21 protein-coding genes are annotated in these 23,449 nt (G+C 61.7%); 18 read left to right on the top strand and 3 right to left on the bottom strand.

Going from position 1 to position 23,449, the window contains the following annotated elements:
- Position 1: 1 nt before the first annotated feature.
- Genes cobN through cobJ form a run of 5 tightly spaced genes read left to right on the top strand, consistent with a single transcriptional unit; the run spans position 2 to position 6,534 of the window.
- A complete protein-coding gene (gene cobN / locus ACR3EQ_RS08325) occupies positions 2 to 3,295 on the top strand; it encodes a cobaltochelatase subunit CobN (protein WP_480490325.1) in 3,294 nt (1,097 codons plus the stop codon).
- Positions 3,292 to 4,419: a precorrin-3B synthase gene (gene cobG, locus ACR3EQ_RS08330; protein WP_170816730.1), complete on the top strand. Its 1,128-nt coding sequence runs from the start codon at positions 3,292 to 3,294 to the stop codon at positions 4,417 to 4,419. The genes cobN and cobG overlap by 4 nt, the downstream gene beginning before the upstream one ends.
- The gene (locus tag ACR3EQ_RS08335) at positions 4,419 to 5,048 is read left to right on the top strand and encodes a precorrin-8X methylmutase (protein WP_170609609.1); all 630 of its coding nucleotides are present in this window, start codon (positions 4,419 to 4,421) and stop codon (positions 5,046 to 5,048) included. Before cobG ends, ACR3EQ_RS08335 begins: the two co-directional genes overlap by 1 nt.
- The gene (locus ACR3EQ_RS08340; protein ID WP_170808268.1) at positions 5,045 to 5,773 is read left to right on the top strand and encodes a precorrin-2 C(20)-methyltransferase; all 729 of its coding nucleotides are present in this window, start codon (positions 5,045 to 5,047) and stop codon (positions 5,771 to 5,773) included. Before ACR3EQ_RS08335 ends, ACR3EQ_RS08340 begins: the two co-directional genes overlap by 4 nt.
- Complete coding sequence (cobJ, locus tag ACR3EQ_RS08345; protein ID WP_480490327.1) at positions 5,770 to 6,534, top strand: precorrin-3B C(17)-methyltransferase; 765 nt, start codon at positions 5,770 to 5,772, stop codon at positions 6,532 to 6,534. Before ACR3EQ_RS08340 ends, cobJ begins: the two co-directional genes overlap by 4 nt.
- Here the strand turns inward: cobJ and ACR3EQ_RS08350 are convergent.
- On the bottom strand, positions 6,525 to 7,256 hold the full coding sequence (locus ACR3EQ_RS08350) for a cobalt-precorrin-6A reductase (RefSeq protein WP_480490329.1): 732 nt from the start codon (positions 7,254 to 7,256) through the stop codon (positions 6,525 to 6,527). The genes cobJ and ACR3EQ_RS08350 overlap by 10 nt on opposite strands.
- On the opposite strand from ACR3EQ_RS08350, the gene cbiE reads away from it, so the two are divergent.
- From cbiE to mdoH, 13 genes are all read left to right on the top strand, one after another.
- Positions 7,255 to 8,454, top strand: coding sequence for a precorrin-6y C5,15-methyltransferase (decarboxylating) subunit CbiE (gene cbiE / locus ACR3EQ_RS08355; RefSeq protein WP_170816728.1), 1,200 nt, complete (start codon positions 7,255 to 7,257; stop codon positions 8,452 to 8,454). The genes ACR3EQ_RS08350 and cbiE overlap by 2 nt on opposite strands.
- The gene (locus ACR3EQ_RS08360; protein WP_170808278.1) at positions 8,451 to 8,819 is read left to right on the top strand and encodes a cobalamin biosynthesis protein; all 369 of its coding nucleotides are present in this window, start codon (positions 8,451 to 8,453) and stop codon (positions 8,817 to 8,819) included. The genes cbiE and ACR3EQ_RS08360 overlap by 4 nt, the downstream gene beginning before the upstream one ends.
- Positions 8,816 to 9,610, top strand: coding sequence for a precorrin-4 C(11)-methyltransferase (gene cobM, locus ACR3EQ_RS08365; RefSeq protein ID WP_480490331.1), 795 nt, complete (start codon positions 8,816 to 8,818; stop codon positions 9,608 to 9,610). Before ACR3EQ_RS08360 ends, cobM begins: the two co-directional genes overlap by 4 nt.
- Positions 9,603 to 10,919, top strand: coding sequence for a cobyrinic acid a,c-diamide synthase CobB (locus ACR3EQ_RS08370; protein ID WP_170808264.1), 1,317 nt, complete (start codon positions 9,603 to 9,605; stop codon positions 10,917 to 10,919). Before cobM ends, ACR3EQ_RS08370 begins: the two co-directional genes overlap by 8 nt.
- Positions 10,916 to 11,644, top strand: a complete 729-nt coding sequence (cobA, locus tag ACR3EQ_RS08375) for a uroporphyrinogen-III C-methyltransferase (protein ID WP_170816726.1) — start codon at positions 10,916 to 10,918, stop codon at positions 11,642 to 11,644. The genes ACR3EQ_RS08370 and cobA overlap by 4 nt, the downstream gene beginning before the upstream one ends.
- Positions 11,637 to 12,380, top strand: coding sequence for a precorrin-6A synthase (deacetylating) (gene cobF, locus ACR3EQ_RS08380; protein ID WP_170609598.1), 744 nt, complete (start codon positions 11,637 to 11,639; stop codon positions 12,378 to 12,380). The genes cobA and cobF overlap by 8 nt, the downstream gene beginning before the upstream one ends.
- Before the next feature lie 186 nt (positions 12,381 to 12,566).
- Complete coding sequence (locus ACR3EQ_RS08385; protein ID WP_170609597.1) at positions 12,567 to 13,031, top strand: DUF302 domain-containing protein; 465 nt, start codon at positions 12,567 to 12,569, stop codon at positions 13,029 to 13,031.
- Between the two features lie 79 nt (positions 13,032 to 13,110).
- Positions 13,111 to 14,730 carry a thiamine pyrophosphate-binding protein gene (locus ACR3EQ_RS08390; RefSeq protein WP_480490333.1) on the top strand — a complete coding sequence of 540 codons (1,620 nt, stop codon included), beginning with the start codon at positions 13,111 to 13,113 and terminating at the stop codon, positions 14,728 to 14,730.
- A complete protein-coding gene (locus tag ACR3EQ_RS08395; protein WP_170609594.1) occupies positions 14,717 to 15,901 on the top strand; it encodes a CoA transferase in 1,185 nt (394 codons plus the stop codon). The genes ACR3EQ_RS08390 and ACR3EQ_RS08395 overlap by 14 nt, the downstream gene beginning before the upstream one ends.
- Before the next feature lie 180 nt (positions 15,902 to 16,081).
- On the top strand, positions 16,082 to 17,452 hold the full coding sequence (locus ACR3EQ_RS08400; RefSeq protein WP_170609592.1) for a tetratricopeptide repeat protein: 1,371 nt from the start codon (positions 16,082 to 16,084) through the stop codon (positions 17,450 to 17,452).
- 31 nt (positions 17,453 to 17,483) lie between these two features.
- On the top strand, positions 17,484 to 18,701 hold the full coding sequence (locus tag ACR3EQ_RS08405; protein WP_480490335.1) for an OpgC family protein: 1,218 nt from the start codon (positions 17,484 to 17,486) through the stop codon (positions 18,699 to 18,701).
- The gene (locus ACR3EQ_RS08410) at positions 18,698 to 20,197 is read left to right on the top strand and encodes a glucan biosynthesis protein G (RefSeq protein WP_170609588.1); all 1,500 of its coding nucleotides are present in this window, start codon (positions 18,698 to 18,700) and stop codon (positions 20,195 to 20,197) included. The genes ACR3EQ_RS08405 and ACR3EQ_RS08410 overlap by 4 nt, the downstream gene beginning before the upstream one ends.
- On the top strand, positions 20,194 to 22,065 hold the full coding sequence (gene mdoH / locus ACR3EQ_RS08415) for a glucans biosynthesis glucosyltransferase MdoH (protein ID WP_170682412.1): 1,872 nt from the start codon (positions 20,194 to 20,196) through the stop codon (positions 22,063 to 22,065). The genes ACR3EQ_RS08410 and mdoH overlap by 4 nt, the downstream gene beginning before the upstream one ends.
- Here mdoH and ACR3EQ_RS08420 read toward each other — a convergent pair whose 3' ends face one another.
- Both ACR3EQ_RS08420 and ACR3EQ_RS08425 read right to left on the bottom strand, forming a co-directional pair.
- Complete coding sequence (locus ACR3EQ_RS08420) at positions 22,066 to 22,881, bottom strand: alpha/beta fold hydrolase (RefSeq protein ID WP_170609584.1); 816 nt, start codon at positions 22,879 to 22,881, stop codon at positions 22,066 to 22,068. It lies immediately after the preceding gene.
- A complete protein-coding gene (locus ACR3EQ_RS08425) occupies positions 22,881 to 23,351 on the bottom strand; it encodes a rhodanese-like domain-containing protein (protein WP_170609582.1) in 471 nt (156 codons plus the stop codon). The genes ACR3EQ_RS08420 and ACR3EQ_RS08425 overlap by 1 nt, the downstream gene beginning before the upstream one ends.
- Positions 23,352 to 23,449 lie beyond the last annotated feature (98 nt).

The following is a 23,449-nucleotide window of genomic DNA, read 5'->3' on the forward strand; positions in this document are numbered from 1 at the left end:
CATGCACGTCGTCTTCCGCGAAAGCCACGGGCTTGAAGAAACCGAGCCCCCGACCGATCTGGGCCAGAGCCCGGCGGATCTGGTGATGTTGTCCTTTTCGGACAGCGATCTCGGTGCTTTCGCGGCAGGCTGGCATCGCGGCGGTGGGCCGGAAGGGCGAATGCCGACGATGCGGTTGGCCAATCTGACGGCGCTGAAACACCCTCTGTCCGTTGACACATATGTGGAACAAACGCTTGACGGCGCAAAAGGTATCCTGATCCGCCTGATTGGTGGGGTACCTTACTGGTCATACGGGCTGCAGCAGGTTCTTGCTCTGGCGCAGGCCAAAGGCATCGCGCTGGCGGTTCTGCCCGCCGACGGGCGTGAGGATACCCGGCTGGACGACTATTCCACCCTGCCCGTCTCGACCCTGCGGCGGCTGGCGCATCTCTGCGACACCGGCGGCGAGGTCGCGGCGCAGGCCGCTTTGGCGCAGATGGCATTGGCGGCAGGTCTTTATGCCGGACCGGTGTTGGGGGCCAAAACCCTTCCGGAATGCGGTGTATGGTGCCCTGACCGCGGCGTAACCCCGGTCGAAGCCGCATTTACGAACGATGCGAAACGCATCATTGTCACTTTCTATCGCGCCTACCTGACCTCCGCCGACACCGCCCCGGTCGCCGCGCTGATCCACAGCCTGCGTACGCGAGGGTTCGAGGCAATGGGCATGTTTGCCCCTTCCCTCAAAGTGCCTGTTGCCGCCGACTGGATGCGCCGAAACATTGTTGCACTGGAACCTTCGGCGATCATAAATGCCACCTCCTTCTCGGGCAAAGGCGCGTCGGGAACCTCTCCGCTTGACGCGGCTGGTGTGCCGGTTTTCCAGGTCGCTCTGGCAACTTCACGCCGCAAAGCGTGGGCCGCGGCCGAACGCGGTCTTTCGCCCGCCGACCTTGCCATGCACGTCGTGCTGCCCGAAGTGGATGGGCGGATCTCGGCGGGCATCGCTTCATTCAAGGAACCGGGCAAACGCGATCCGCACCTGGAGTATTCCCGCTTTGCCCACCGCGCTGAACCTGAACGGATCGAAGCGATCATTGATCGTGTAACCGGTTGGCTGAACCTGAACGACCGGCCCAAAGCGGAACAGGTGCCGGTTCTGGTCCTGTCCACCTATCCCGGCAAGGACTGGCAGATGGCCCATGCGGTGGGCCTTGATGCGCTGGCGTCAGCCGAAGCGATGCTGTCAGATTTGCAATGCGCCGGGTATGACACAGCCCCTGCCGAACCGATCGCCGACACATTGCTGGGCGCCCGGATTTCCTGGTCGCTCGAAGATTATCAGGCCGCGCTTGCAATGTTGCCGGATCAACTTAATACGGACCTGCAAACAGTCTGGGGCAAGCCCGAGGATGATCCGACCTTTGTTGATGGCGCGTTCCATTTCACCGCGCTTCACCGGGGCAAGGCGCTGGTCGCGCTGCAACCCGAACGTGGCACGCCTGAACTGCGCGATGACGACTATCACGACCTTTCGCGCACACCGCGTCACAGCTATGTCGCGTTTTACCTTTGGCTGCGCAAAAGCCTGCACGCCGACGCACTGATCCATATTGGCGCCCATGGCACTCTGGAATGGCTGCCGGGAAAATCCGTTGCCCTGTCCGCCGAGTGCTGGCCCGAGGCGCTGATCCGTGATTTGCCGGTGATCTACCCCTTCATTGTCAACGACCCAGGCGAAGCCGCACAGGCCAAGCGCCGGATCGGAGCCGTCACGCTGGGTCACATCCCGCCCCCGATGAAGGAGAGCGGCACGCCGGACAGAATGGTTCGGCTTGAATCGCTGCTGGACGAATTCTCGAACGCAGACGGGCTTGACCCCAAACGACGCGACCGCTTGCAGGAAGATATCCGGCAGGAAGCGCAGGCCATCGGTCTGGAAAGCGATCTTGGTCTTGACCAGGCCACCTGTATCGCCGAGGCAATCACTTGCATCGACCGCTTTGTCTGCGACATCAAGGAAAGCCAGTTTGGCGACGGGCTGCATATTTTTGGCCGCGTGCCTGAAATGACCGGCAATTTCGACCCCGCGCCATCTGCACACGCCGAACGCACCGCGTTGCTGGACGCGCTGGCCGGAAAGCGAATTGAGGCTGGCCCGTCGGGTTCGCCCTATCGGGGACGATCGGATGTGCTGCCCACTGGGCGGAACCTCTACACTACCGATCCCCGGTCGGTCCCGACCCGCGCGGCTTATACACAAGGCGTGAAACTGGCCGAGGAACTGGTTCGGCGGCACCTGCAGGAGGAAGGCGATTATCCGAAAGGGCTGATCGTCGATCTGTGGGGGTCTGCCACCATGCGCACGGCGGGCGAGGAATTCGCGATGGCGCTGCACCTGCTGGGCGTGAAACCGGTCTGGGACAAGGGATCAGAGCGGGTATCAGGCATCGAAGTGCTTCCAATTACCGACCTCAGCCGTCCGCGTCTGGACGTGACCCTGCGTGTTTCGGGCCTGTTCCGGGATGTATTCCCGACGCTCTCCGCTTTATTTGGCCAGGCCGTTCGGGCTCTGTCCCAACGGGACGAAGCACCGGACTGGAATCCCTTCGCGGGGCAGACCCCGAACCCGCGGGTCTTTGGCCCGGCTCCGGGCAGTTATGGCCTGAATATGACACACTTGTCGGAAACCTACACCGACGAGGCCCGCACGCAGGCGGGTGAGGCCTGGCTACAGGCCAGTTCATTCGCACTGGAAGGCGAACACGTCGCACAGGATATCGACGGCATTACCCGACAAGTCGCCAATGCGGACAGCTTCGTGCACCTTCAGGACCTGACCGAAACCGACCTGCTGCTGGCCAACGACTATGCCACGCATGAGGCCGGTTTCGCGGCGGCCAAGAAGATTACCGGCGGCGAGGTCCAACTTTACCATCTCGACAACACCAATCCGGATAAACCCCGCGCCCGCACCCTGCCGGAAGAGATCAGCCGCGTCGTCCATGCCCGGGCCGCCAATCCCGCCTGGATCGCGGGGATGCAGCGCCACGGTTTCCGCGGGGCGGCCGAGATCGCGGCGACGCTGGATCACATGGCTTCTTTTGCCCACCTGTCCGGTACGGTCGCGCCACATCTTTTTGACCTCTACCATGACGCGACGCTGGGCGATGTCGAGGTGGACGCGTTCCTGCAACAGGCCAACCCGCAAGCGCATCAGGCCATGCAGGACCGGTTCCGCGCGCTGCTGGAGGCCGGGCTTTGGAACACGCGCCGGAACTCGATCCGGGCCGATCTGGAGGGTCTGAGATGAGCGCACCGATCGTACAAGGCTGGTGCCCCGGCGCGCATCGACCGATGATGTCCGGCGACGGGCTGGTCGTTCGTGTGCGCCCTCGGCTGGCGCGGCTGGATGCCAAACAGGCATTGGGCCTGTGCGAGCTGGCAGGGCAATTCGGCAACGGCACCATCGATCTGACCAACCGGGCCAACCTGCAATTGCGCGGCGTGAGCGAAGCTGATCACCAGCCTCTGCTTCAAAAACTCTCTGCACTGGACTTGCTGGATGCAGAGCCCGGCATTGAAGTGCGGCGCAACATACTCGTCTCGCCGCTGTATCAAACCGGCGATCTGACCAGCCGTCTGACTACGGAGTTGACTGACCGGCTGGGTGAATTGCCCGACTTGCCCGCCAAGTTCGGCTTTGCCATCGACACCGGCCCGAACCGTCTGCTTGCAGCGGATTCAGCGGATATTCGGCTGGAGACCGGTCCTGACGGCCTGATCCTGCGCGCGGACGGGTCTGACACCGGGCGACGTGTCACCGAGGCCAAGGCGATCGACCAATTGATCGCGTTGGCACAATGGTTCTCAAGGAACTTCACCCCGGAAAATCGCCGCATGGCGCGGGTCGTGGCAGCACTAGGCCTGCCGCAGGAGTGGCAGGGCAGCAACTCTGCCGCGACTGGCGATCCGCTTCAGCCTGGCACTCACGATCTGGGTACATTCTATGGCGCGGCGTTCGGGCAACTGCCCGCCCAGCCACTTGCCGAACTGATCGCGGTGACCGGCGCGACTGCTCTGCGTGTCACTCCCTGGCGGCTGATCCTGCTGGAAGGCGGGGCGTCGATACCTGCTGCAGACTTTGTCACCGATGACGCCGACCCACTCATGACCACAGATGCCTGCCCCGGTGCGCCATTCTGCCCTCAGGCGCAGGCAGAAACCCGCGACATTGCCCGTGCCCTGGCCCCGCGCGTGGCCGGCACACTGCACGTGTCCGGTTGCTCCAAGGGATGTGCCCGAATGGGCCCGGCCGACGTCACTTTGATTGGCCGGAACGGCCGATTTGATCTTGTAAATCAGGGCCGCGCGGGGGATGAGCCCAGCCAGCGCGGGCTGAGCCCCGAAACACTCATGACTATGGACCTGACCTGATGCCCTATGAATACGAAACCGATGGTGCCGCGATCTACAAGGAAAGCTTTGCCACCATCCGCTCTGAGGCAGATCTGGCCCGGTTCGACGCCGACGAGGAACAGGTCGCCGTTCGCATGATCCATGCCGCCGGAATGGTGGGGCTGGAAGAGTTCGTGCATTTCTCGCCGGGATTTGTGACCGCGGCCCGCACGGCGCTGGAAAGCGGCGCCCCAATCCTGTGTGACGCGCGCATGGTCAGCGAAGGCGTGACCCGTTTTCGCCTGCCCGCCGACAACCAGGTGATCTGCACCCTGCATGACGAACGCGTGCGCCCGCTGGCCGCCGAGATGAGCAACACCCGGTCCGCCGCCGCGCTGGAATTGTGGCGCCCCCATCTGGAAGGCGCTCTGGTCGCCATCGGCAACGCGCCTACCGCCCTTTTTCATCTGCTCAACATGCTGGAAGACCCCGGCTGCCCCCGTCCCGCCGCCATCATCGGCTGCCCCGTGGGGTTCGTCGGCGCGATGGAATCCAAGGACGCCTTATGGGAAGCGCAGCCCGTGCCGTCCTGCATCGTCAAAGGCAGGCTGGGCGGCAGCGCCATTACCGTGGCAGCGATCAACGCCATCGCAAGCCGGGCGGAATGAAGATGGGCACAATATACGGTGTGGGCCTTGGCCCCGGCGATCCCGACCTGATGAGCGTTCGGGCGGATCGCCTGCTGCGCAACGCAAAACACGTCGCCTTTTTCCGCAAGCCGGGCCGCAGCGGTCAGGCCCGCAAGATCGTAAACGGGATGATCCCGGAAGGGGCAGTTGAATTCCCGATGGAATACCCCGTCACCACGGAAATTCCCGTCACGGACCCGCGCTACAACGAATTGCTGTCTGAGTTCTACGAAGACTGCACCGCGCATCTAAAGGCGCTGTCTGAAAACGGCGAAGACGTGGTGGTTCTGTGCGAAGGTGACCCGTTCTTTTACGGCTCGTTCATGCATCTATACAGCCGGTTGCGCGACAACGCTCCGGTCGAGGTGGTGCCCGCCATCACCGGCATGTCGGGCGCGTGGACCGCAACCGGCGATCCGATAACCTGGGGCGATGACGTGCTGACAGTACTGGTCGGCACCCTGCCCGAGGACGATCTGGCCCAGCGCATGGCCCAGACGGATGCGCTGGTGGTGATGAAAATCGGCCGCAATATCGACAAGGTCAAACGCGCATTGCAGACAGCCGGGCTTTATGACCGTGCCTGGATCGTTGAATACGCGCAAATGCCGAACCAAACAGTGACGAAGCTGTCCGAGGCGTGCGGCAAGATCACGCCCTATTTCTCGATCATCGTTGTCCATGGCCAGGGTCGTCGTCCATGAGCGGCTGGGTCAAAATCGCGGGGCTAGGCCCCGGCAATGAGGATCTGGTCACTCCCGAGGTTTCGGCTGCATTGGCCGAAGCGACCGACGTTGTCGGATACATTCCCTACGTCGCCCGGGTGGCAGAGCGCACCGGCCTGACGCTGCACGCAAGCGACAACCGAGTCGAGATCGACCGGTCGCAGTACGCGTTGCAGATGGCGTCAGAGGGCAAGCGCGTGGTGGTTGTGTCTTCGGGCGATCCGGGTGTCTTTGCCATGGCCGCCGCCGTGTTCGAGGCATTGGAAAACGGCCCCTCGGAATGGCGTGAAATTCCGATTGACGTGCTGCCCGGGATTACGGCGATGCTGGCCGCTTCGGCCCGCGCCGGTGCGCCGCTGGGTCATGATTTCTGTGCCATCAACCTCAGCGACAATCTCAAGCCGTGGTCTTTGATTGAAAAACGTCTGCGTCTGGCCGCGCAGGGGGACTTCGCGATGGCATTCTATAACCCTCGCTCCAAGTCCCGTCCAGAAGGCTTTGTAAAGACACTGGAAATCCTGCGCGAGGAATGTGAGCCAGAGCGTCTGATGCTGTTCGCCCGAGCGGTTACGCGGCCCGACGAGGCCATTCGCATCTCGACCCTTGCCGAGGCGACACCTGACATGGCCGACATGCAGACCGTGGTGATTGTCGGATCTTCACTGACCCGTGTGATAGACAGGGACCGCGGGCCAATTGTCTACACGCCAAGGTTTACTCAGGCCAGGGATCAGGAATGACCCAGCCAGTCCAGAACGTCTGCAACATTCGACAACTCGGCTCGCTGCGGCAGGACCGGACGATCGATCATCAGCACCGGCAAGCCCATCGCCCGCGCTGCGTCCAGTTTGGCCCGTGCGCCGGTTCCGCCCGCGTTCTTGGACACCACCAGTTCTGTGCCGTGCTGCGCCATCAGCGCCCTGTCGTCCTCCACCGTAAACGGTCCGCGGGAAACGACGACGTCGCAATCCGGCAGCGGCAAGGATTCGGGCTTATCCACCAGCCGCAACAGGTAGTGATGCTGGGGCTGGGCGGCGAAATCCCCGAGATGCATCCGGCCTACCGCAAGAAAAACGCGCTGAGACGCCCCGGACAGGGCATCCACCGCCGCGGCGATGTCCGCCACGTGTGTCCAGCAATCTCCGTTCTGCGGGGTCCAGGCTGGCCTGGTCAGCGCGGCCAGCGGAATACCTGTTTCATCACATGCCTGAACCGCATTCCGGCTCATCTGCGCGGCAAAGGGATGGGTGGCATCAACCACATGGCTGACACCGTGATCACGAATGTAACGCGCCAGCCCTTCCGCCCCGCCAAACCCGCCCACCCGGACCGGCAATGGCTGCGGTCGCGGATTGTCCACCCGGCCTGCGTAGGAGTAGTTTGCAGCTATGCCCCGGTCGGCAACCGCCTTGGCCAACGCGTTGGCCTCGGTCGTGCCGCCAAGGATCAGGAGGTGGGACATGCATGAAGCTCCGTGGCTGACCGTTCTTGGACTGGGCGAAGATGGACTGGATGGCCTGTCGCCGGCAAGCCGTCAAGTGCTGGACCGCGCAGAAGTCGTCATGGGGCCACCGCGCCATCTGGCGCTGGTTCCCGAAAACGGGGCCGAGCGGATCGCGTGGCCAGTGCCATTTGCCGATGGGTTGCCCATTCTGACCGGGCTGCGCGGTCGCGCCACTGTGGTACTGGCCTCGGGTGATCCGTTCTGGTTCGGTGCCGGGTCGGTGATCGCGCGCAATTTCGATCCCGGTGAGTGGTTGGCCCTGCCGGGTCAGTCGACCTTTTCCCTGGCTGCCGCGCGGCTGGGCTGGCCCTTGGAAAGCACTTTGACCTTCGGGTTGCATGCCGCCCCTCTGACCCGGCTGCGCCCACATCTGTCCCCGGGATTGCGTGCAATCCTGCTGCTGCGCAATGGCGCGGCGGTGGCCGAATTGGCCAATTACCTGACCGAGACCGGCTTTGCCGACACGCAACTTCACGTGATGGAGGCGCTTGGCGGCCCGCGTGAGCGGGCCCGCAGTGTCTCGCTCACCGAGGCGCTTCTGGGAACCTTCGAGCACCCGGTTTGCGTCGGGCTTGACGTCGCGGGTGCGGGCCGCGCCCTGCCCAAAGCCTCGGGCAAGCCGGATGAGATATTCGAAACCGACGGGCAGATCACCAAGCGCCCCATCCGCGCGCTGACCCTGTCTGCGCTGGCGCCACAACGCGGCGAACATCTGTGGGATATCGGAGGCGGCACGGGCTCGATCAGTATCGAGTGGCTGATGTGCGACCCGAGCCTGACGGCGACCACGATCGAGCCTCGCGCCGACCGGGCCGAGCGTATCCGCCGGAATGCCGATACACTGGGGCAGGATCGACTGAAAGTGGTGCATGGCACGGCCCCCGGGGCGCTGGATGGCTTGACCCCGCCTGACGTTGTTTTCATTGGCGGCGGGCTGAGTGTTGACCTGCTGGAATGGCTGCAGAGCAATTTGCCCCAAGGTACGCGATTGGTGGCCAACGCCGTCACGCTGGAAAGCGAGGCATTGCTGGCCCAATGGCACGAGGAACGCGGCGGCGACCTGTTGCGCATTGACCTGTCTCATGCGGCACCGCTTGGCCCGCGTCGCGGCTGGAAGGCCGCTTATCCGGTGGTGCAATGGAGCGTGACACTATGATCGTCGCGGGCCTTGGCTTTTCGTCATCCGCCACGGCGGACAGTTTGCAGGCGGCATTCAAGGCGGCCGCATCCGGGCATCGTGTGGATGCGCTGGCCACTGTTGCCGACAAGCAAGGCCACACTGCCCTGACTGATTTTGCCCAAAAGCTGGCCTTGCCTCTGCATTTCATCGCGCCCGCCGATCTGGCCGGGCAGCGGACCCTCACCTGCTCGAACCGCAGCCGGGCCACTTATGGCACCGGCAGCGTGGCCGAAGCATCCGCCCTTGCCGCCGCCGGTTCCGGGGCGCGGCTTCTCTCACCCAGACTGATTTCGGACGACCGGCTTGCGACCTGCGCCGTCGCCATCGGAGGACAAACATGACCGTTCATTTCATTGGCGCCGGACCGGGCGCCGCCGACCTGTTGACGCTGCGCGGGCGCGATATCATCGCGTCCTGCCCGGTATGCCTGTACGCCGGATCACTGGTGCCCGAAGAAATTCTGGATCATTGCCCCGAAGGCGCGAAGATCGTGAACACCGCACCGATGGATCTGGATCAGATCATGGCGGAGATCGAGACCGCGCATCAGGTTGGTCACGACGTGGCGCGGCTGCATTCCGGCGACCTGTCGGTCTGGTCGGCAATGGGCGAACAGATCCGGCGCCTGAAACAGATGGGCATCCCGGTCAGCGTCACCCCCGGCGTTCCGTCCTTCGCCGCGGCCGCCGCGGCGCTTGGCACGGAACTGACCCTGCCCGGACTGGCACAATCTGTTGTTTTGACCCGTACGCCGGGCCGCGCATCGTCCATGCCCGAAGGCGAGACGCTGGAAAACTTTGCCCGCACCGGCGCAACACTTGCCATCCACCTGTCGATTGGCAATCTGGACAAGGTGATCGCCGACCTTACACCGGCCTATGGCGCGAATTGTCCTGTCGCCGTCGTGTATAGGGCAAGCTGGCCGGATGAGAGGATCATCCGCGCGACGCTGAACACATTGAAAGAGTCGCTGGACGAGAGCATTTCGCGTACCGCGCTGATCCTTGTCGGTCCTGCATTGGCGGGTGAAGGGTTTGACGAAAGTTGCCTGTATTCAAAGACCTATGATCGTCGCTACCGCCCGCAAAGTGCGGAAAGCCCCTGGTCGAGCTGGAGCCACGGCGATGACTAACCCCCCGGGATTGCTGATTTCCGCCCCTTCTTCGGGAACCGGCAAGACAACAGTCATGCTGGGCCTTTTGCGTGCGCTGGCCGAAGATGGTTTGTCAGTTCAGCCGTTCAAAAGCGGGCCGGATTATATCGACCCGGCGTTTCATCGGGCGGCAGCCGGGCGGGCCTCGTTCAATCTGGACAGTTGGGCGATGGGCGACCCCTTGCTGAACGCGATCTCAGCCCAGGCCGAAGGCGCGGATATCGTTGTGGCCGAAGGCTCGATGGGCCTGTTCGATGGCGTCGCCAAACCAGGAGAACTCGGGCACGGGTCCAGCGCTGAGACAGCGCAGCGCATGGGCTGGCCCGTTGTACTGGTGCTGGATGTAGGCGGTCAGGCGCAATCTGCGGCGGCGACGGCACTTGGGTTCCGAATGTACAATCCGGACCTGCCCTTTGCCGGAGTAATCCTGAACCGCTGTGCCAGCCCACGGCATGAACGCCTGACCCGTCTGGGGATGGAACGCGCGGGTCTGCCGGTGCTGGGCGTCCTGCCGCGGCGCGGTGATCTTACCTTGCCTGAACGCCATCTTGGCCTGATTCAGGCGGTCGAACACCCGGATCTGGAAAGCGCCATTGCCGGGTATGCAGCATTCCTGCGCGAACATGTGGACCTTGAAGCGATCAAGGCTGCAGCTTCCTCAGGCCCGAAAGGGCCATCGTCAGCCGCGCTGCCGCGCCCTCCGGCGCAACGGATCGCATTGGCACAGGATGCGGCGTTTTCGTTCACCTACCCGCATCTGCTGGAAGGGTGGCGCGCAGCAGGGGCTGAAGTTCTGCCATTTTCGCCACTGGCGAACGAAGCTCCGGCCGCGGATGCTGATCTTGTGTGGCTGCCCGGCGGGTATCCGGAACTGCACGCCGGAACGCTGGCGGCGGCTGATACGTTCCTGTCCGGGCTGCGCAAACATGCCGATACAAAGCCCGTTCACGGGGAATGTGGGGGCTACATGGCCTTGGGCGAGGGGTTGATCGACAAGGACGGCACCCGGCACCGGATGGCCGGATTGCTGGGTCTGGTGACATCTTACGAAAAACGCAAATTCAATCTGGGCTATCGTCGGGCGGAATTGCTGTCGCCGATGCCGGGACTTGCCGCCGGTACGGCATTGCGTGGGCATGAGTTTCATTATTCGTCGATTGTCGAACAGCCAGACCCCCCTTTGGCGCGCGTGTTTGACGCAGAAGGCACCGAAGGACCGCAGACCGGATCGGTACGCGGACACGTGACAGGCACCTTCTTTCATCTGATAGCCGAGGCCTCGGCATGAGCGGTTTTGTTTCCTTCATCGGCTCTGGCCCTGGCGATCCCGAGTTGATGACGCTCAAGGCGGTGAATCGGTTGCAAAAGGCGGACGCGGTGCTGTTTGACGATCTCAGCAGTGGCCCAATCCTGTCCCATGCGCGCGATGATGCCGATCTGGTCGGGGTAGGCAAACGGGCCGGCCGCCCGTCGCCGAAACAGGATCATGTCAGCCGATTGCTGGTGGACTATGCCCGTACTGGCCAGCATGTCGTGCGCCTGAAATCCGGTGATGGCGGCTTGTTCGGTCGTCTGGAAGAAGAGCTTGTCGCGTTGCGGGATGCTGGTATCGACTATGAAATCATTCCCGGCATTCCGTCAGCCGTTGCGGCCGCGGCGGCAGCGGGCATCCCGTTGACCCGTCGTCTGACTGCCCGCCGCGTGCAATTTGTGACCGGACACGATGTCAGCGGCCAGTTACCGGAAGATCTGAATCTGCCCGCACTGGCGGACCCTTCCGCGACAACAGTGGTTTTCATGGGCAAACGCACCTTCCCCTTGCTAGTCGAGGCACTTCACTCCCATGGCTTGCCGCTGGATACTCCGGCATTGATGGCCGAGTCCGTCTCGACCCCCGACCAGAAGCTTCGCCGTGCCACCATCGGCGCTTTGGCGGAACAGTTGCAATCCGAAATCGGCACAGCCCCGGCCCTGATCCTGTATGGCCCGCTGGCGGAGTTTGACAATGTATGAGCTGTCCCTGATCGGCATTGGCACGGGCAACCCGGATCACGTGACTTTTCAGGGGGCAAAGGCAATCCGTGAGGCCGATCTGATCCTGATCCCGCGCAAGGGCGAGAACAAGGCCGATCTGGCAGGACTGCGTGAAGAGATCATCGCGCAGGTGACAGATACCCCGCCCCGGATCGCTTATTTCGACATTCCTGAACGCCGGGCCGAGGACGGCTATCTGCGCGGTGTTGATGAGTGGCACGACGCCATCGCCCTGCGTTGGCAGGAGGCGATGGAGGCTGATCCAGAGACCCGGAATGTGGCGCTATTGATCTGGGGTGATCCGTCGCTTTACGACAGTTCTTTGCGAATTGCCGCGCGACTGACCCCCCAGCCACAGAAAAGGGTAATCCCCGGCATCACCGCGTTGCAAGCTCTGACCGCAGCGCACGGAATTCCGGTCAACGATATTGGCGCGCCTTATGTTGTCACGACTGGCCGAAGGCTTCGCGAACAGGGCTGGCCCGAAGCCGCGACCAAGGTGGCGGTCATGCTGGATGGTGAATGCTCGTTCCAGTCTCTGGAGATGAAGGATTATGACATCTGGTGGGGCGCGTTCGTCGGCATGAAGGAAGAGCTGCTGATCCATGGCCAACTTTCCGAGGTGGCGCAGGAGATTCTGGAGACCCGCGCCCGCGCACGAGCCGAGCATGGCTGGATCATGGATATCTATCTGCTGAAAAGGCGCGCGGTCTGACGCAAAGTGGCATAGCAGGTGAGTTTGTTGATCAGGCGGGACGCTTCGATGCGAAAAGCCTCATGGCTCCAATCGAACGTCTGATGGACGGTGCACTCCTCCGACGGGCCACCCCACAAGAATGTGAATGCGCCAGTACTGAATTTCTGGCATCACAGGGTCAGTCACACCAAATGAGGCAATGTGATGAGATTGCTCCGGGTCCTGTTCTGTCTGCTGGCCTATCCCGTTTGGGCTGATGATCCCGACATCCCCGAAGGCTGGGCGGTTTACGTGACCGACAAGTCATATGAGGACCTGGTGGACGCCACCAAAACAGCGGTAAAGGCAAACGGGCTGATCGTGGTGACGCAAGCCGGGCCAACAAAGGCCGCCGCTGCGCGCGGGATCACCATTCCCGGCAACCAGGTGATCGGCGCATTCAACAACGATTATGCGGTGCGCGTGCTGGAAACATCGACCAACGCGATGATCGAGGCGCCGATCAGGTTTTACGTGACCGAAAACGAAGACGGAACTGCCACCCTGTCCTATAAAACGCCCGGATTTGTGTTTGCTCCCTATGCCTCAGAAGGTGGCGCAAAGCTGAGCGAAATTGCCCGGGAACTGGACGAAAAGTTTCAGGCCGTGGCCGAAGCGGCAGTCAAATAGTCACACTGCCGTGATCTGCCTTGCGTCCGACGGCGTCCTCCGCAATCTGCTGTGCAACTTGTGTATCGGAGCATGACGGATGCAGGACCTTTCACCCCGCGCGGCGGATATTCTGGCCCAACGCCTGTACGAGACCGGTTGTCGCCATGCTTTCGGTATGCCCGGAGGAGAAGTTCTGACACTGGTCGACGCGCTTGAGAAGGCTGGTATAACCTTTCATCTGGCCAAACACGAAAACTCGGCCGGTTTTATGGCCGAGGCGGTACATCATCGCGATGGTGCGCCTGCGATTCTGGTGGCGACATTGGGCCCCGGTGCGATGAACGGGATCAACGTGGTGGCGAACGCACTGCAGGACCGGGTTCCCATGATCGTGCTGACCGGCTGCGTCGACGCGGACGAAGCGCTGACCTATACGCATCAGGTTATGGACCACTCCCGGGTCTACCGCTCGATCACGAAGGGCACGTTTGTAATGACCGCCGAGGGCGCGGATATCGTCGCAGACAAGGCCGTGTCGCTCGCCAATCAGCCACGTCCTGGCCCCGTGCATATCGACGTGCCGATCTCGGTTGCCGATACGCGTGTCAGCAACACGAAACGGCGCCGGCTGACCAAGCCCGCCGCCGTTGCCCCCGAAGGGAACTGCCTTGAAAAGGCCCGGCGCTGGGTCGCCGACGCCGAGCGTCCGCTGGCCATCATCGGGCTTGATGTCCTCTATGACGACTCGCGCTGTGTAGTGCGGGCCTTTCTTGAGCACTTCCGAATTCCTTTTGTAACCACCTACAAGGCCAAGGGTGTGGTGCCCGAGGATCATCCCCTGTGTCTGGGCGCTGCAGGGCTGTCCCCGCTGGCGGACAAGCATCTGGTGCCATTGGTGGAGCAGGCCGATCTGGTCCTGTGCCTGGGTTATGACCCAATCGAAATGCGCCCCGGCTGGCGCGAGATCTGGGACCCCGAGGAAAAGCGCGTGATCGACATCTCGGCGGTCGTCAACGATCACTACATGCATCAGGCCGGGCTCAATCTGGTTGCCGACACAGCGGCCACGCTGGAGGCCATCGCCAAGGGCAATCCCGCGCGCGCGACGTGGCCTGGTGGTGAGCCCGAACAAGTGAAAGCGGCACTGGCGCAAGCGTTCCCGATGGATGACGACTGGGGACCCGCCGCAGTGATCGCGGAATCCCGCGCAGCGCTTCCACCTGAAACCCTGGCGACGGCCGACAGCGGCGCGCATCGCATCCTGCTCAGCCAGATGTGGGAATGTTCTGAGCCGCGCGGGCTGATACAATCCTCGGCCCTGTGCACCATGGGCTGCGCCGTGCCGATGGCCATAGGCCTGAAACTGGCAGAACCGGACCATCCCGTGATCAGCTTTTCCGGCGACGCCGGTTTCCTGATGGTCGCCGGTGAGCTTTCGACGGCTGCTGAAATGGGTGGCAATCCGATCTTTCTGGTCTTTGTCGATGCCAGCCTTGCGCTGATTGAGCTAAAGCAGCGCCAGCGTCAGATGGGCAACCGGGGCGTTGACTTCGACCGCCACGATTTTGCCGCCATGGGGCGCGCCTTTGGCGGCAATGGCCACACTGTTCGCAATCGCGCCGAATTGCGCGCTGCACTGGATGCCGCCGTAAAAGCCGACACATTCACGCTCATCGCCGCTGAGATTGAGCGCGGAGGTTACGATGGCCGCATCTGAAGGGCCGCTGAAAGGCGTCAAGGTTCTGGATCTCAGCCGTATTCTGGCCGGGCCGACCTGCACGCAATTGCTGGGCGACTTGGGCGCCAGTGTCATCAAGATCGAAAACCCGGCAACGGGTGGCGACGACACACGGCAGTGGGGCCCGCCATATGTCGAGGATGCGGACGGAAACCGCTCGGACCTGAGTGCTTATTTCATGGCAGCCAACCGCAACAAGAAATCAGTGGCGATCGATATCACGACCGCCAAGGGTCAGGCCGAAATCAAGCGACTGGCTTCGTACGCGGATATTTTGATCGAGAACTTCAAACCCGGCGGGCTGGCCAAATACGGGCTGGACTATGTATCTCTGTCACAGGAGCTTCCGGGGCTCGTGTACTGCTCGATCTCGGGCTATGGGCAAACCGGACCTAATGCGAGCAAACCCGGCTATGATCTGATGGCGCAGGGCTATGGCGGGATCATGTCGCTGACCGGCGACCCCGAAGGCGCGCCGATGAAAGTTGGTGTCGGCATTGCCGACGTGATGTGCGGCATGTACGCCACCGTCGGCATACTGGCGGCTTTACGGCACCGCGACCAGACCGGCGAAGGACAGCAGATCGATCTGGCGCTGGTCGACGCGCAGATCGCATGGCTGATCAACGAAGGTGTGAACTACCTAACATCCGGCAACGTTCCGCAACGGCGAGGCAACGGGCATCCCAATATCGTGCCCTACGACGTCTATGAAACGTCAGACGGCCACGTCATTCTGGCGGTTGGCAATGACTCACAGTTTCAAAGGTTCTGCCGTTTCATCAACCGCGAAGACCTTGCCGACGATCCCCGTTTTTCAACAAACCCGGTCCGCCTTGAAAACCGCGATGCCCTGAACGCAGTGCTGCGGCCTGCCCTGCAAGGCATGGACACCGCAACGGTGATCGCGGGTCTGGAAAACCTGAAAGTTCCCGTTGGTCCGGTACAAACATTGGATCAGGTTTTTGCCACCGATCAGGCGGCGGCCCGCAACATGCAGATCGCCATGCAAGCGCAACCCGGACCGGTGCAACTGATCGGAAATCCGCTCAATTTATCGCGCACGCCGGTCACCTATCGTGCGGCTCCGCCAGTATTTGGCGCCGATACCCAGGCCGTTCTGAGCGCCAAAAATCCCTTCGACGATTGAAACACAGTGCCCGTTTCGGCGGCATGTTGCTGAAACATGCCCTTGAATCGGCGGTTTTTTTCGCGTTTTACACACACAGCCTTTCACCAATTCGAGAGCAGGGTCGATACTGTTACGTCCCGTCGGCACACTCTGATAAATCGAACAGTGTCAAATATCGCAATCAGATTGGACCCAAGTATGAAACAAGACGTTTTTGGACAAATGAACACTTTGACCCAGCCGGCAAGCGTCGAAGCGTGGAATGGTGTTCTGCTTGGGTTCATGGCGCATTCAGCGGTCACGCCCCAGCACTTGGGCAAAGTGCTGGAGCTTGAGCCGGATTTTGCGCTGGGTCATGCCATCAAAGGATTGTTCATGGCATTGCTGGGCCGGCGTGAAATGATGCCTGTCGCAGTCGAAGCGCTGACGGCTGCAAATGCCGCAATGGCGCGGCAGCCGATCTCGGCCCGCGAACGTCTTTATGTCGATGCACTGGCGCTTTATCTGGCCGGTCAGTTAGAGCAGGCGGTTCAGAAGTTCGAAGCGGTGCTGCGCGACCATCCGCAGGATACGCTGGCCATGAAACTCAGCCACGCAACCCGATTTGTGCTGGGCGATTCCCCGGGCATGCGCCGGTCGATCGAACGCATCCTGCCGGCTTATGCGCCAGATCATCCGGGGCGCGGATACCTGCTGGGCTGCCACTCGTTCGCGCTTGAGGAAACCGGTGCCTATGAAAAGGCCGAAATCGCGGGCCGTCAGGCACTGTGGATGGTCTCGGACGACGCATGGGGTCTGCATGCGGTCGCGCATGTGCATGAGATGACCGGTAACGCGCAGTTGGGTCTGGACTGGCTGGCCGGTCGCGAAAACGCCTGGTCGCACTGCAACAACTTCCGCTATCACGTGTGGTGGCACAAGGCGCTGATGCATCTTGATCTGGGTCAGATCGATCAGGTGATGGAGCTGTATGATCACCACATCCGCCAAGACAAGACCGACGATTACCGAGACATCTCGAACGGAACCTCGTTGCTGATGCGGTTGGAACTTGAGGGTGTAAATGTCGGAAATCGTTGGGAAGAACTGGCCGATTTGTCCGCCGCGCGAACCGAAGATGGCTGTTTGATTTTCGCGGACCTGCATTACCTGCTGGCGCTGACCGGCGACAATCGCGCAGACGCCACGGCAAAAATGTTGAACCGCATCCAGCAAGACGCAAAACGCGCCAAGGATGACACTACCCGCCGCATGGCCGATCCCGGCGTAGCCGCGGCACTTGGTCTTGAGGCATTTGCCGAAGGACAGCATGGCACCGCCTTTGACCATCTGTGTGCCGCGCGCGGATCAATGCAACTGGCAGGTGGCAGCCATGCGCAACGTGATGTTTTTGAACGTATTACAATCGATTCCGGCCTGCGCGCCGGACGTCTGGATGAGGTTGAGCACATTCTTGACGACCGTCGTGCCAAGCGGGCCGGAGGCGAGGACAACTATGCCCTCGCGCGTCGGGCACTGATCGCAGCGGCACGCGACAGCGGTGACATGCAAAGCGTGCCCGCCGAATAACAACAAAAAGACCAGGAAGGACAGAGAACGTATGGCGACTGTTTCGCCCGCTACTGATTTTGCATCGGTTGCAGCTTCGGCTGCGACCCCTGCCAGCACGCGCGATCCGCGGCTGGATTTCTATCGCGGCATCGCGATGTTCATCATTCTGATCGCGCATATCCCGAACGATCCGTGGGCCAAATGGATTCCGGCACGCTTCGGCTTCTCGGATGCGACAGAGATTTTTGTGTTCTGTTCCGGCATGGCCTCGGCGATTGCCTTTGGCGGGGCCTTTCTGCGCAAAGGCTGGTGGCTGGGCACCGCCCGGGTCGCCTTCCGCATCTGGCAGGTCTATTGGGCACATATCGGCCTGTTTTTCTTTGTCGCCATGACCATGGCCGCACTGGACCAAACCGGCACGCTCGAGAAAACCTATGTCTCGTCTCTGAACCTGCAGCATTTCTTCAACGATCCTGCGCCGCAGATGGTCGGGATTTTCACACTCACCTATGTACCGAACTATTTCGACATCCTGCCGATGTATCTGGTGGTTCTTGCGATGATGCCCTTGTTCATGGGCCTGTCCCGGATCGGTTTCTGGGCGGTTGCGGCAACCTCGATCACGATCTGGCTTGTCGCCCAGTTCGGAGTGCTGGCCCTGCCCGCCGAGCCGTGGTCGGACCGCCAGTGGTTCTTCAACCCATTTGGCTGGCAATTGCTGTTCTTTACCGGTTTTGCATTCATGCGCGGCTGGATTCCCGCGCCGCCTGTGTCGAAAACACTGATCTGGATCGCGGCGCTGTTCCTGATCTTGTCCGCGCCCTTCGGCTCGTGGAAGGTGTTCCTTTGGGTGAATTCCGCAGCACCGGAACTGGGCGCGCTGATCCGCAAGGCCTGGCCCCTGACCGAGGAATTGCGGAGCAAAACCGAATTCGGACTGTTCCGTTATCTCCATTTCCTGTCACTGGCCTATCTGGGCTGGGTCGCCGCCGGGGAACACGGGCATCGCCTGATCGCCTCGGGTCACGGCGTGGCGGCGCGGATCTGGCAATGGCTGCTGACCGTCATCACCAAGGTGGGTCAGCAATCGCTGGCAGTCTTCGTATTTTCGATGGCAGCGGCACGACTTATCGGCGTCGGGCTGGACCAGACCGGGCGGGATTCCGCCGCTGTCTTTGCCGCCAACATAATTGGCTTTGCCATGATCATCGGTGTGGCCTATCTGGCCGCATGGTTCAAATCGCAACCATGGAAATCTAAGAAATGATTCTTACACGCCGCGCATTTCTGACCTTATCGACGGCACTGGCATTTGCCCCATCCGCGTTTGCGACTGGCGGTGAGGTTCCGTTTGACCGCAATGATGTGATTAAGCTTGCCCGCGATCTGGCCAGCCGCCCCTATGCGGAACGCGAGATGGTGCCGCAGGAATGGCAGGACCTGACATATCAGCAGTATCGCTCGATCCGGTTCCGGCTGGACCGGGCGCTGTGGTACGAGACCGAGACACCCTTCAACGTCGATTTCTTTACCCCGGGCCTTTATTTTCCGCGTACTGTTCAGGTCTCGACCGTTGAAAACGGCATGACGACGCCGGTCGCGTTCGATCTGGCGATGTTCGACAAATCCGAAGACGTGCCACACCTGCCCGTGGACGACACTCTGGGCTTCTCCGGTCTGCGCTTGCGCACCGAGATGCACCGCCCCGGTAAAACCGATGAGTTCTGCGTTTGGCAAGGTGCCAGCTATTTCCGCGCCATTGGCCTGCATGAGGTTTATGGGTTATCGGCGCGGGGGCTGGCGCTGAAGACCGGCGACCCGGATGGCGAGGAATTCCCCGAATTCATCCGTTTCTGGCTGGAGCGCCCCGCGCCGGGCCAACGCAACATAATCGTCCATGCGCTGATGGACAGCCCCAGCGTGACAGGCGCGTACCGCTTTGATGTCACCGCAGGCGCGGATTGCGTGATGGAGGTCGAGGCGACCCTCTTCCCGCGCGAGGACCTGACCCATGTGGGCATCGCGCCCGGAACCTCGATGTTCCTGTTCGATCAGACCAATCACAGCCGCTTCGACGATTTCCGGCCCGCCGTGCATGACAGCGACGGGCTGCTGGTGCGCAACGGCGCGGGTGAAGTGCTGTGGCGGCCGCTGGCGAACCCGACGCGGTTGCAGATTTCCTCCTTCGTCGACACCAACCCGGTCGGCTTTGGCCTGATGCAACGGAAGCGTGAGTTCTCGGATTACGCTGATCTTGAAGCGAACTATCACAAACGCCCCGGCCTGTGGGTCGAACCCAAAGGCGACTGGGGCAAAGGCTCGGTTACGCTGGTCGAAATTCCTGCCGATCAGGAGATCTACGACAACATCGTTGCCTATTGGCGACCGGCTGCCCCGTATGCTGCGGGCAGCCAGATCGATACATCCTACCGCCTGATCTGGGGCGACAATCCACAGCGTACGCCGATGGCCCGGGTAATCAACACGGCGATGGGCGAAAATACGTTCGGCGAAGGACGTCTGGCCGTCATCGACTTTGAGGCCAGCGACTTGTTCGACGACCCCGAGGCGATTTCGATCTTTGTGGATTCGCCTCATGCCGAAACCTCGGACGGTGTGTTGCAACGCAACCCCGATACCGGCGGGATGCGGTTGGCATTTTCATTTGAACCCGCCGAACGGGATCATGTCGAACTGCGCGCGCAGTTGCTTGTCGGAAAACAACCGGCCTCCGAGGTCTGGCTGTACAGATGGACCACATGAACCGCGATCTGCATATCATGCCCCTCGAGGCGCCTCTGGCCATGCCGGCGCAGGATTTTAGCGCCGGGTTCCGTGACGCACAGGTTCCGTCCCGGACGGACAATCCGTCTGCCGGGTTCTGGCGCGCCTTGGCTTTTTCACCCGCGATGGCCGCAACGCTGGGCCTGTTGTGGGTGATGTCCGACTGGTTCGGGGCCGAAGGGATCAACCTGATCGAGGGCATTCTGCTGACGCTGATCTCGTTCAATTTCTTCTGGATCTCGTTCACGGTCTGCACAGTTCTTCTGGGCATGGCGTCGCTTGCGCGACAGGAGCAGCCCAAACACCAGACCCGCCCGACCCCGCTGCGCGTCGCGTTGTTGATGCCGGTCTATAACGAAGTGCCGTGGTTCGTTCTGGGCAATGCCCGGACCATGCTGGAAGAATTGCGGGCGCGCGGCGGCCAGCATCACTATGCCATGTTCATCCTGTCCGACACGCGCGACCCCGAGATTGCCGCGCAGGAACAGGCCAGCGTCGAGGCGCTGCGAACCTCGCTCGCACCCGGGCTGGAGTTGTATTACCGCCGCCGCGAACAGAACACCGACCGCAAGGTCGGCAACATCGCCGACTGGGTTAGCCGTTGGGGCGCGGACTGGGATGCGATGCTGGTGCTGGATGCCGACAGCCTGATGACCGGCCGCGCCATCGCCCGCCTGACGGATTCTCTGGCGCGTGATCCGGGCGCGGGCCTGATCCAGAGTTATCCGCAACTGATCGGTGCGCAGTCGGTCTTTGCCCGGATGCAGCAATTCGCCAACGGAGTTTATGGCATTGCCTTTGCCGAAGGACTGGCCCGCTGGTGCGGGCAGGAAGGCAACTACTGGGGCCACAATGCCATCATTCGAACCCGTGCCTTTGCCTGCTGCGCCGGGCTGCCCAAACTGCGATCTTTCAGTGGGCAGGACCAACTGATCATGAGCCACGACTTTGTCGAGGCCGGGTTGCTGCGCCGCGCCGGCTGGGGTGTGCGTTTCCTGCCGCGTATTCGCGGATCGTATGAAGAGACACCGCCCACCCTGATTGACCACGCCATGCGCGACCGCCGCTGGTGTCAGGGCAACCTGCAGCACCTGAAACTGCTGGGCTCTGCCGGATTCCGCGCGGTGTCCCGCTTCCACATGTTTCATGGTGCGGTCGGCTATCTGATGTCACCGCTGTGGTTCGCGCTGCTGGTCATGTGGGCGCTGATCGGTCAGGGCGAGGATGCGTCGGTTCTACATTATTTCAGCCCAGACAACCCGCTATTTCCGCAATGGCCGGAAATGACTGAAACCCGCCACGTGCTGATCATTCTGGTCATGTATGCAATGTTGCTGGCGCCCAAGGTACTGGGCGTCGTGGCCCTGCCCCTTAGCGGTGTTCGCTATTCCGATTTCGGTGGCGGGCGGCGGTTTTTCATCTCGTTTCTGTCCGAGGTGATCCTGTCGATCCTCTATGCCCCGATCCTGATGGTACAACAGATGATCGCAGTCTTCCGAACAGCGTTGGGCATCCAAAAAGGTTGGTCCCCGCAAGCCCGCGACGGCGGTAGCTATAGCCTGCGCACCCTTGTTCTGTGCCACGCTCTGGAAACGATCAGCGGGATCGCACTGAGCGTTGGGATTCTGGCCGGGCTGGTATCGGTCTGGCTGGCCCCGATCGCCATCAGCCTGGCCCTGGCTATACCGCTGTCCGCGCTTAGCGGCGTGTCCGCAGGAACGGCCCGGCGCATGGTCGGTATGCGCGAGGACTTCGCCGAACCCGCAATCACCCGTTCGGCCCGCCGCCACCGTGACGAACTGAAACGCCTAATCGAGGGCAAGGGGACGATGACCCCGGCGGAATGATCAGCTTCCGGGCAGGCCTTCGTACCAGTCCACCATCATGTCCGCCCACCCTTTGGGAACACCGTGACCACCAGGAAACAGCGCAAACTCCAGCGCGCTGTTTTCGGCGCAGCCTGTCCAGTTTCGGCGCATGAAATTGCCCGTGATCGAAAACCCGGATGGTTTGGTATCCGGGCATTCATTGGCTTCCCGCCAGATTTCAAACCCTGCAAAGATATCCCCCTGATGGAACCGGCCCCCACCCAGTATGCGCCCCTCCAACGGGACTACATTGTCTGCCCAGCCATGGGTGTGAAACAGCTTGACCGGCCCTGCGCAGCTTTCGGGATTTGGCCGCCAAAAGCCTCCTGACACGGGCACATAGGCCGAAAACGTCTCTGGCGCATCGCAGGCCAGATAGTTCACCATGAACCCGCCTGCGGAAAACCCGCCCAGCACAACCCGGTCGCTGTCGATGCCAAATCGGTCGGCTGCGTCCTGCACCACTTCGGTCAGAAAGGCGGTATCGTCCCGCCCCTCCCAGCCGGGATAGAAGTTCCAGCTTTTGCGCCCGTTGCTGATTGCCCCTTCGGGTGCCATCACCGCATAGCCACGCGCGAGCAGCGGATCGACCATATTGCGGTTCTTCATCGTACCGCTGCCGCTGCCGCCATAGCCATGCAGGAACACGACCAGCGGCGGGTTTTCGGCCTTTGGCAATTCGATGTGGTATTCGCCGGACGGGGTCTCGCACGTACCTTCAGATTCGGCACAAGTGGCCAAAGCCGTTTGTCCGGCGAATGAAAGGCTCAGCGCCAGCCAGAATTTCGCTTTCATCAAATGTCCTCTTTGTAAGCTTCGACCGGCAGCCCTGCGCGCAGCCAACCCGGTCCGGCGGCCGAGCCCAGCATGCCTTCGGGGACGTCGACAATATTGGTAAAACCGGCAGCCGTCAGTTGATTGCTCAGCCGCGCCGACCGGACGCCGCGGGCGCAGATCAGCGCAACAGGCGCAGACCGATCGCCATCTGCAAGCTGCGTGAGCGCCTGCACGAAGTCCTCGCGGCGCATATCAAGCGGATGCGCGCCCCTGCCAATCCCGGTTGCGCGCCATTCCCGGGGGGTACGGATATCCACCAGCAGGATGTCCCCCGAAACTGCCTGTTGATACGCGCCGGCGACCTGAACCCGTCCACCGGAATAATCCTGTGGAATCAGACGGTACTGCCGTATCGCAAAGCCGGCAGCGATGGCGGCACCAACACCCAAAACTACCCGCCTTCGCGTTAGGTTCACTTTTTCTGCCACGCCGCGCTCCCATGCCGACAAATCGGTTTTATCACAGGGCGAAGCACATTGCCGCGTCGAATTGGCATCGGCCGGATCAAGTTCGCGTCATTTTCGCC

The sequence above is a fragment of the Ruegeria sp. AN11 genome, from assembly GCF_056536005.1.

Excerpts from the sequence above, each read along its gene's own strand:
- ACR3EQ_RS08410 (WP_170609588.1), top strand. The coding sequence starts at position 18,698 with ATGATTCTTACACGCCGCGCATTTCTGACCTTATCGACGGCACTGGCA.
- cobF (WP_170609598.1), top strand. The coding sequence starts at position 11,637 with ATGTATGAGCTGTCCCTGATCGGCATTGGCACGGGCAACCCGGATCAC.
- cobM (WP_480490331.1), top strand. The coding sequence starts at position 8,816 with ATGACCGTTCATTTCATTGGCGCCGGACCGGGCGCCGCCGACCTGTTG.
- cobN (WP_480490325.1), top strand. The coding sequence starts at position 2 with ATGCACGTCGTCTTCCGCGAAAGCCACGGGCTTGAAGAAACCGAGCCC.
- ACR3EQ_RS08370 (WP_170808264.1), top strand. The coding sequence starts at position 9,603 with ATGACTAACCCCCCGGGATTGCTGATTTCCGCCCCTTCTTCGGGAACC.
- ACR3EQ_RS08405 (WP_480490335.1), top strand. The coding sequence starts at position 17,484 with ATGGCGACTGTTTCGCCCGCTACTGATTTTGCATCGGTTGCAGCTTCG.
- cbiE (WP_170816728.1), top strand. The coding sequence starts at position 7,255 with ATGCATGAAGCTCCGTGGCTGACCGTTCTTGGACTGGGCGAAGATGGA.
- cobG (WP_170816730.1), top strand. The coding sequence starts at position 3,292 with ATGAGCGCACCGATCGTACAAGGCTGGTGCCCCGGCGCGCATCGACCG.
- ACR3EQ_RS08395 (WP_170609594.1), top strand. The coding sequence starts at position 14,717 with ATGGCCGCATCTGAAGGGCCGCTGAAAGGCGTCAAGGTTCTGGATCTC.
- ACR3EQ_RS08360 (WP_170808278.1), top strand. The coding sequence starts at position 8,451 with ATGATCGTCGCGGGCCTTGGCTTTTCGTCATCCGCCACGGCGGACAGT.
- ACR3EQ_RS08340 (WP_170808268.1), top strand. The coding sequence starts at position 5,045 with ATGAAGATGGGCACAATATACGGTGTGGGCCTTGGCCCCGGCGATCCC.
- ACR3EQ_RS08420 (WP_170609584.1), bottom strand. The coding sequence starts at position 22,881 with ATGAAAGCGAAATTCTGGCTGGCGCTGAGCCTTTCATTCGCCGGACAA.
- ACR3EQ_RS08390 (WP_480490333.1), top strand. The coding sequence starts at position 13,111 with ATGCAGGACCTTTCACCCCGCGCGGCGGATATTCTGGCCCAACGCCTG.
- cobA (WP_170816726.1), top strand. The coding sequence starts at position 10,916 with ATGAGCGGTTTTGTTTCCTTCATCGGCTCTGGCCCTGGCGATCCCGAG.
- cobJ (WP_480490327.1), top strand. The coding sequence starts at position 5,770 with ATGAGCGGCTGGGTCAAAATCGCGGGGCTAGGCCCCGGCAATGAGGAT.
- ACR3EQ_RS08350 (WP_480490329.1), bottom strand. The coding sequence starts at position 7,256 with ATGTCCCACCTCCTGATCCTTGGCGGCACGACCGAGGCCAACGCGTTG.
- ACR3EQ_RS08400 (WP_170609592.1), top strand. The coding sequence starts at position 16,082 with ATGAAACAAGACGTTTTTGGACAAATGAACACTTTGACCCAGCCGGCA.
- mdoH (WP_170682412.1), top strand. The coding sequence starts at position 20,194 with ATGAACCGCGATCTGCATATCATGCCCCTCGAGGCGCCTCTGGCCATG.
- ACR3EQ_RS08335 (WP_170609609.1), top strand. The coding sequence starts at position 4,419 with ATGCCCTATGAATACGAAACCGATGGTGCCGCGATCTACAAGGAAAGC.
- ACR3EQ_RS08385 (WP_170609597.1), top strand. The coding sequence starts at position 12,567 with ATGAGATTGCTCCGGGTCCTGTTCTGTCTGCTGGCCTATCCCGTTTGG.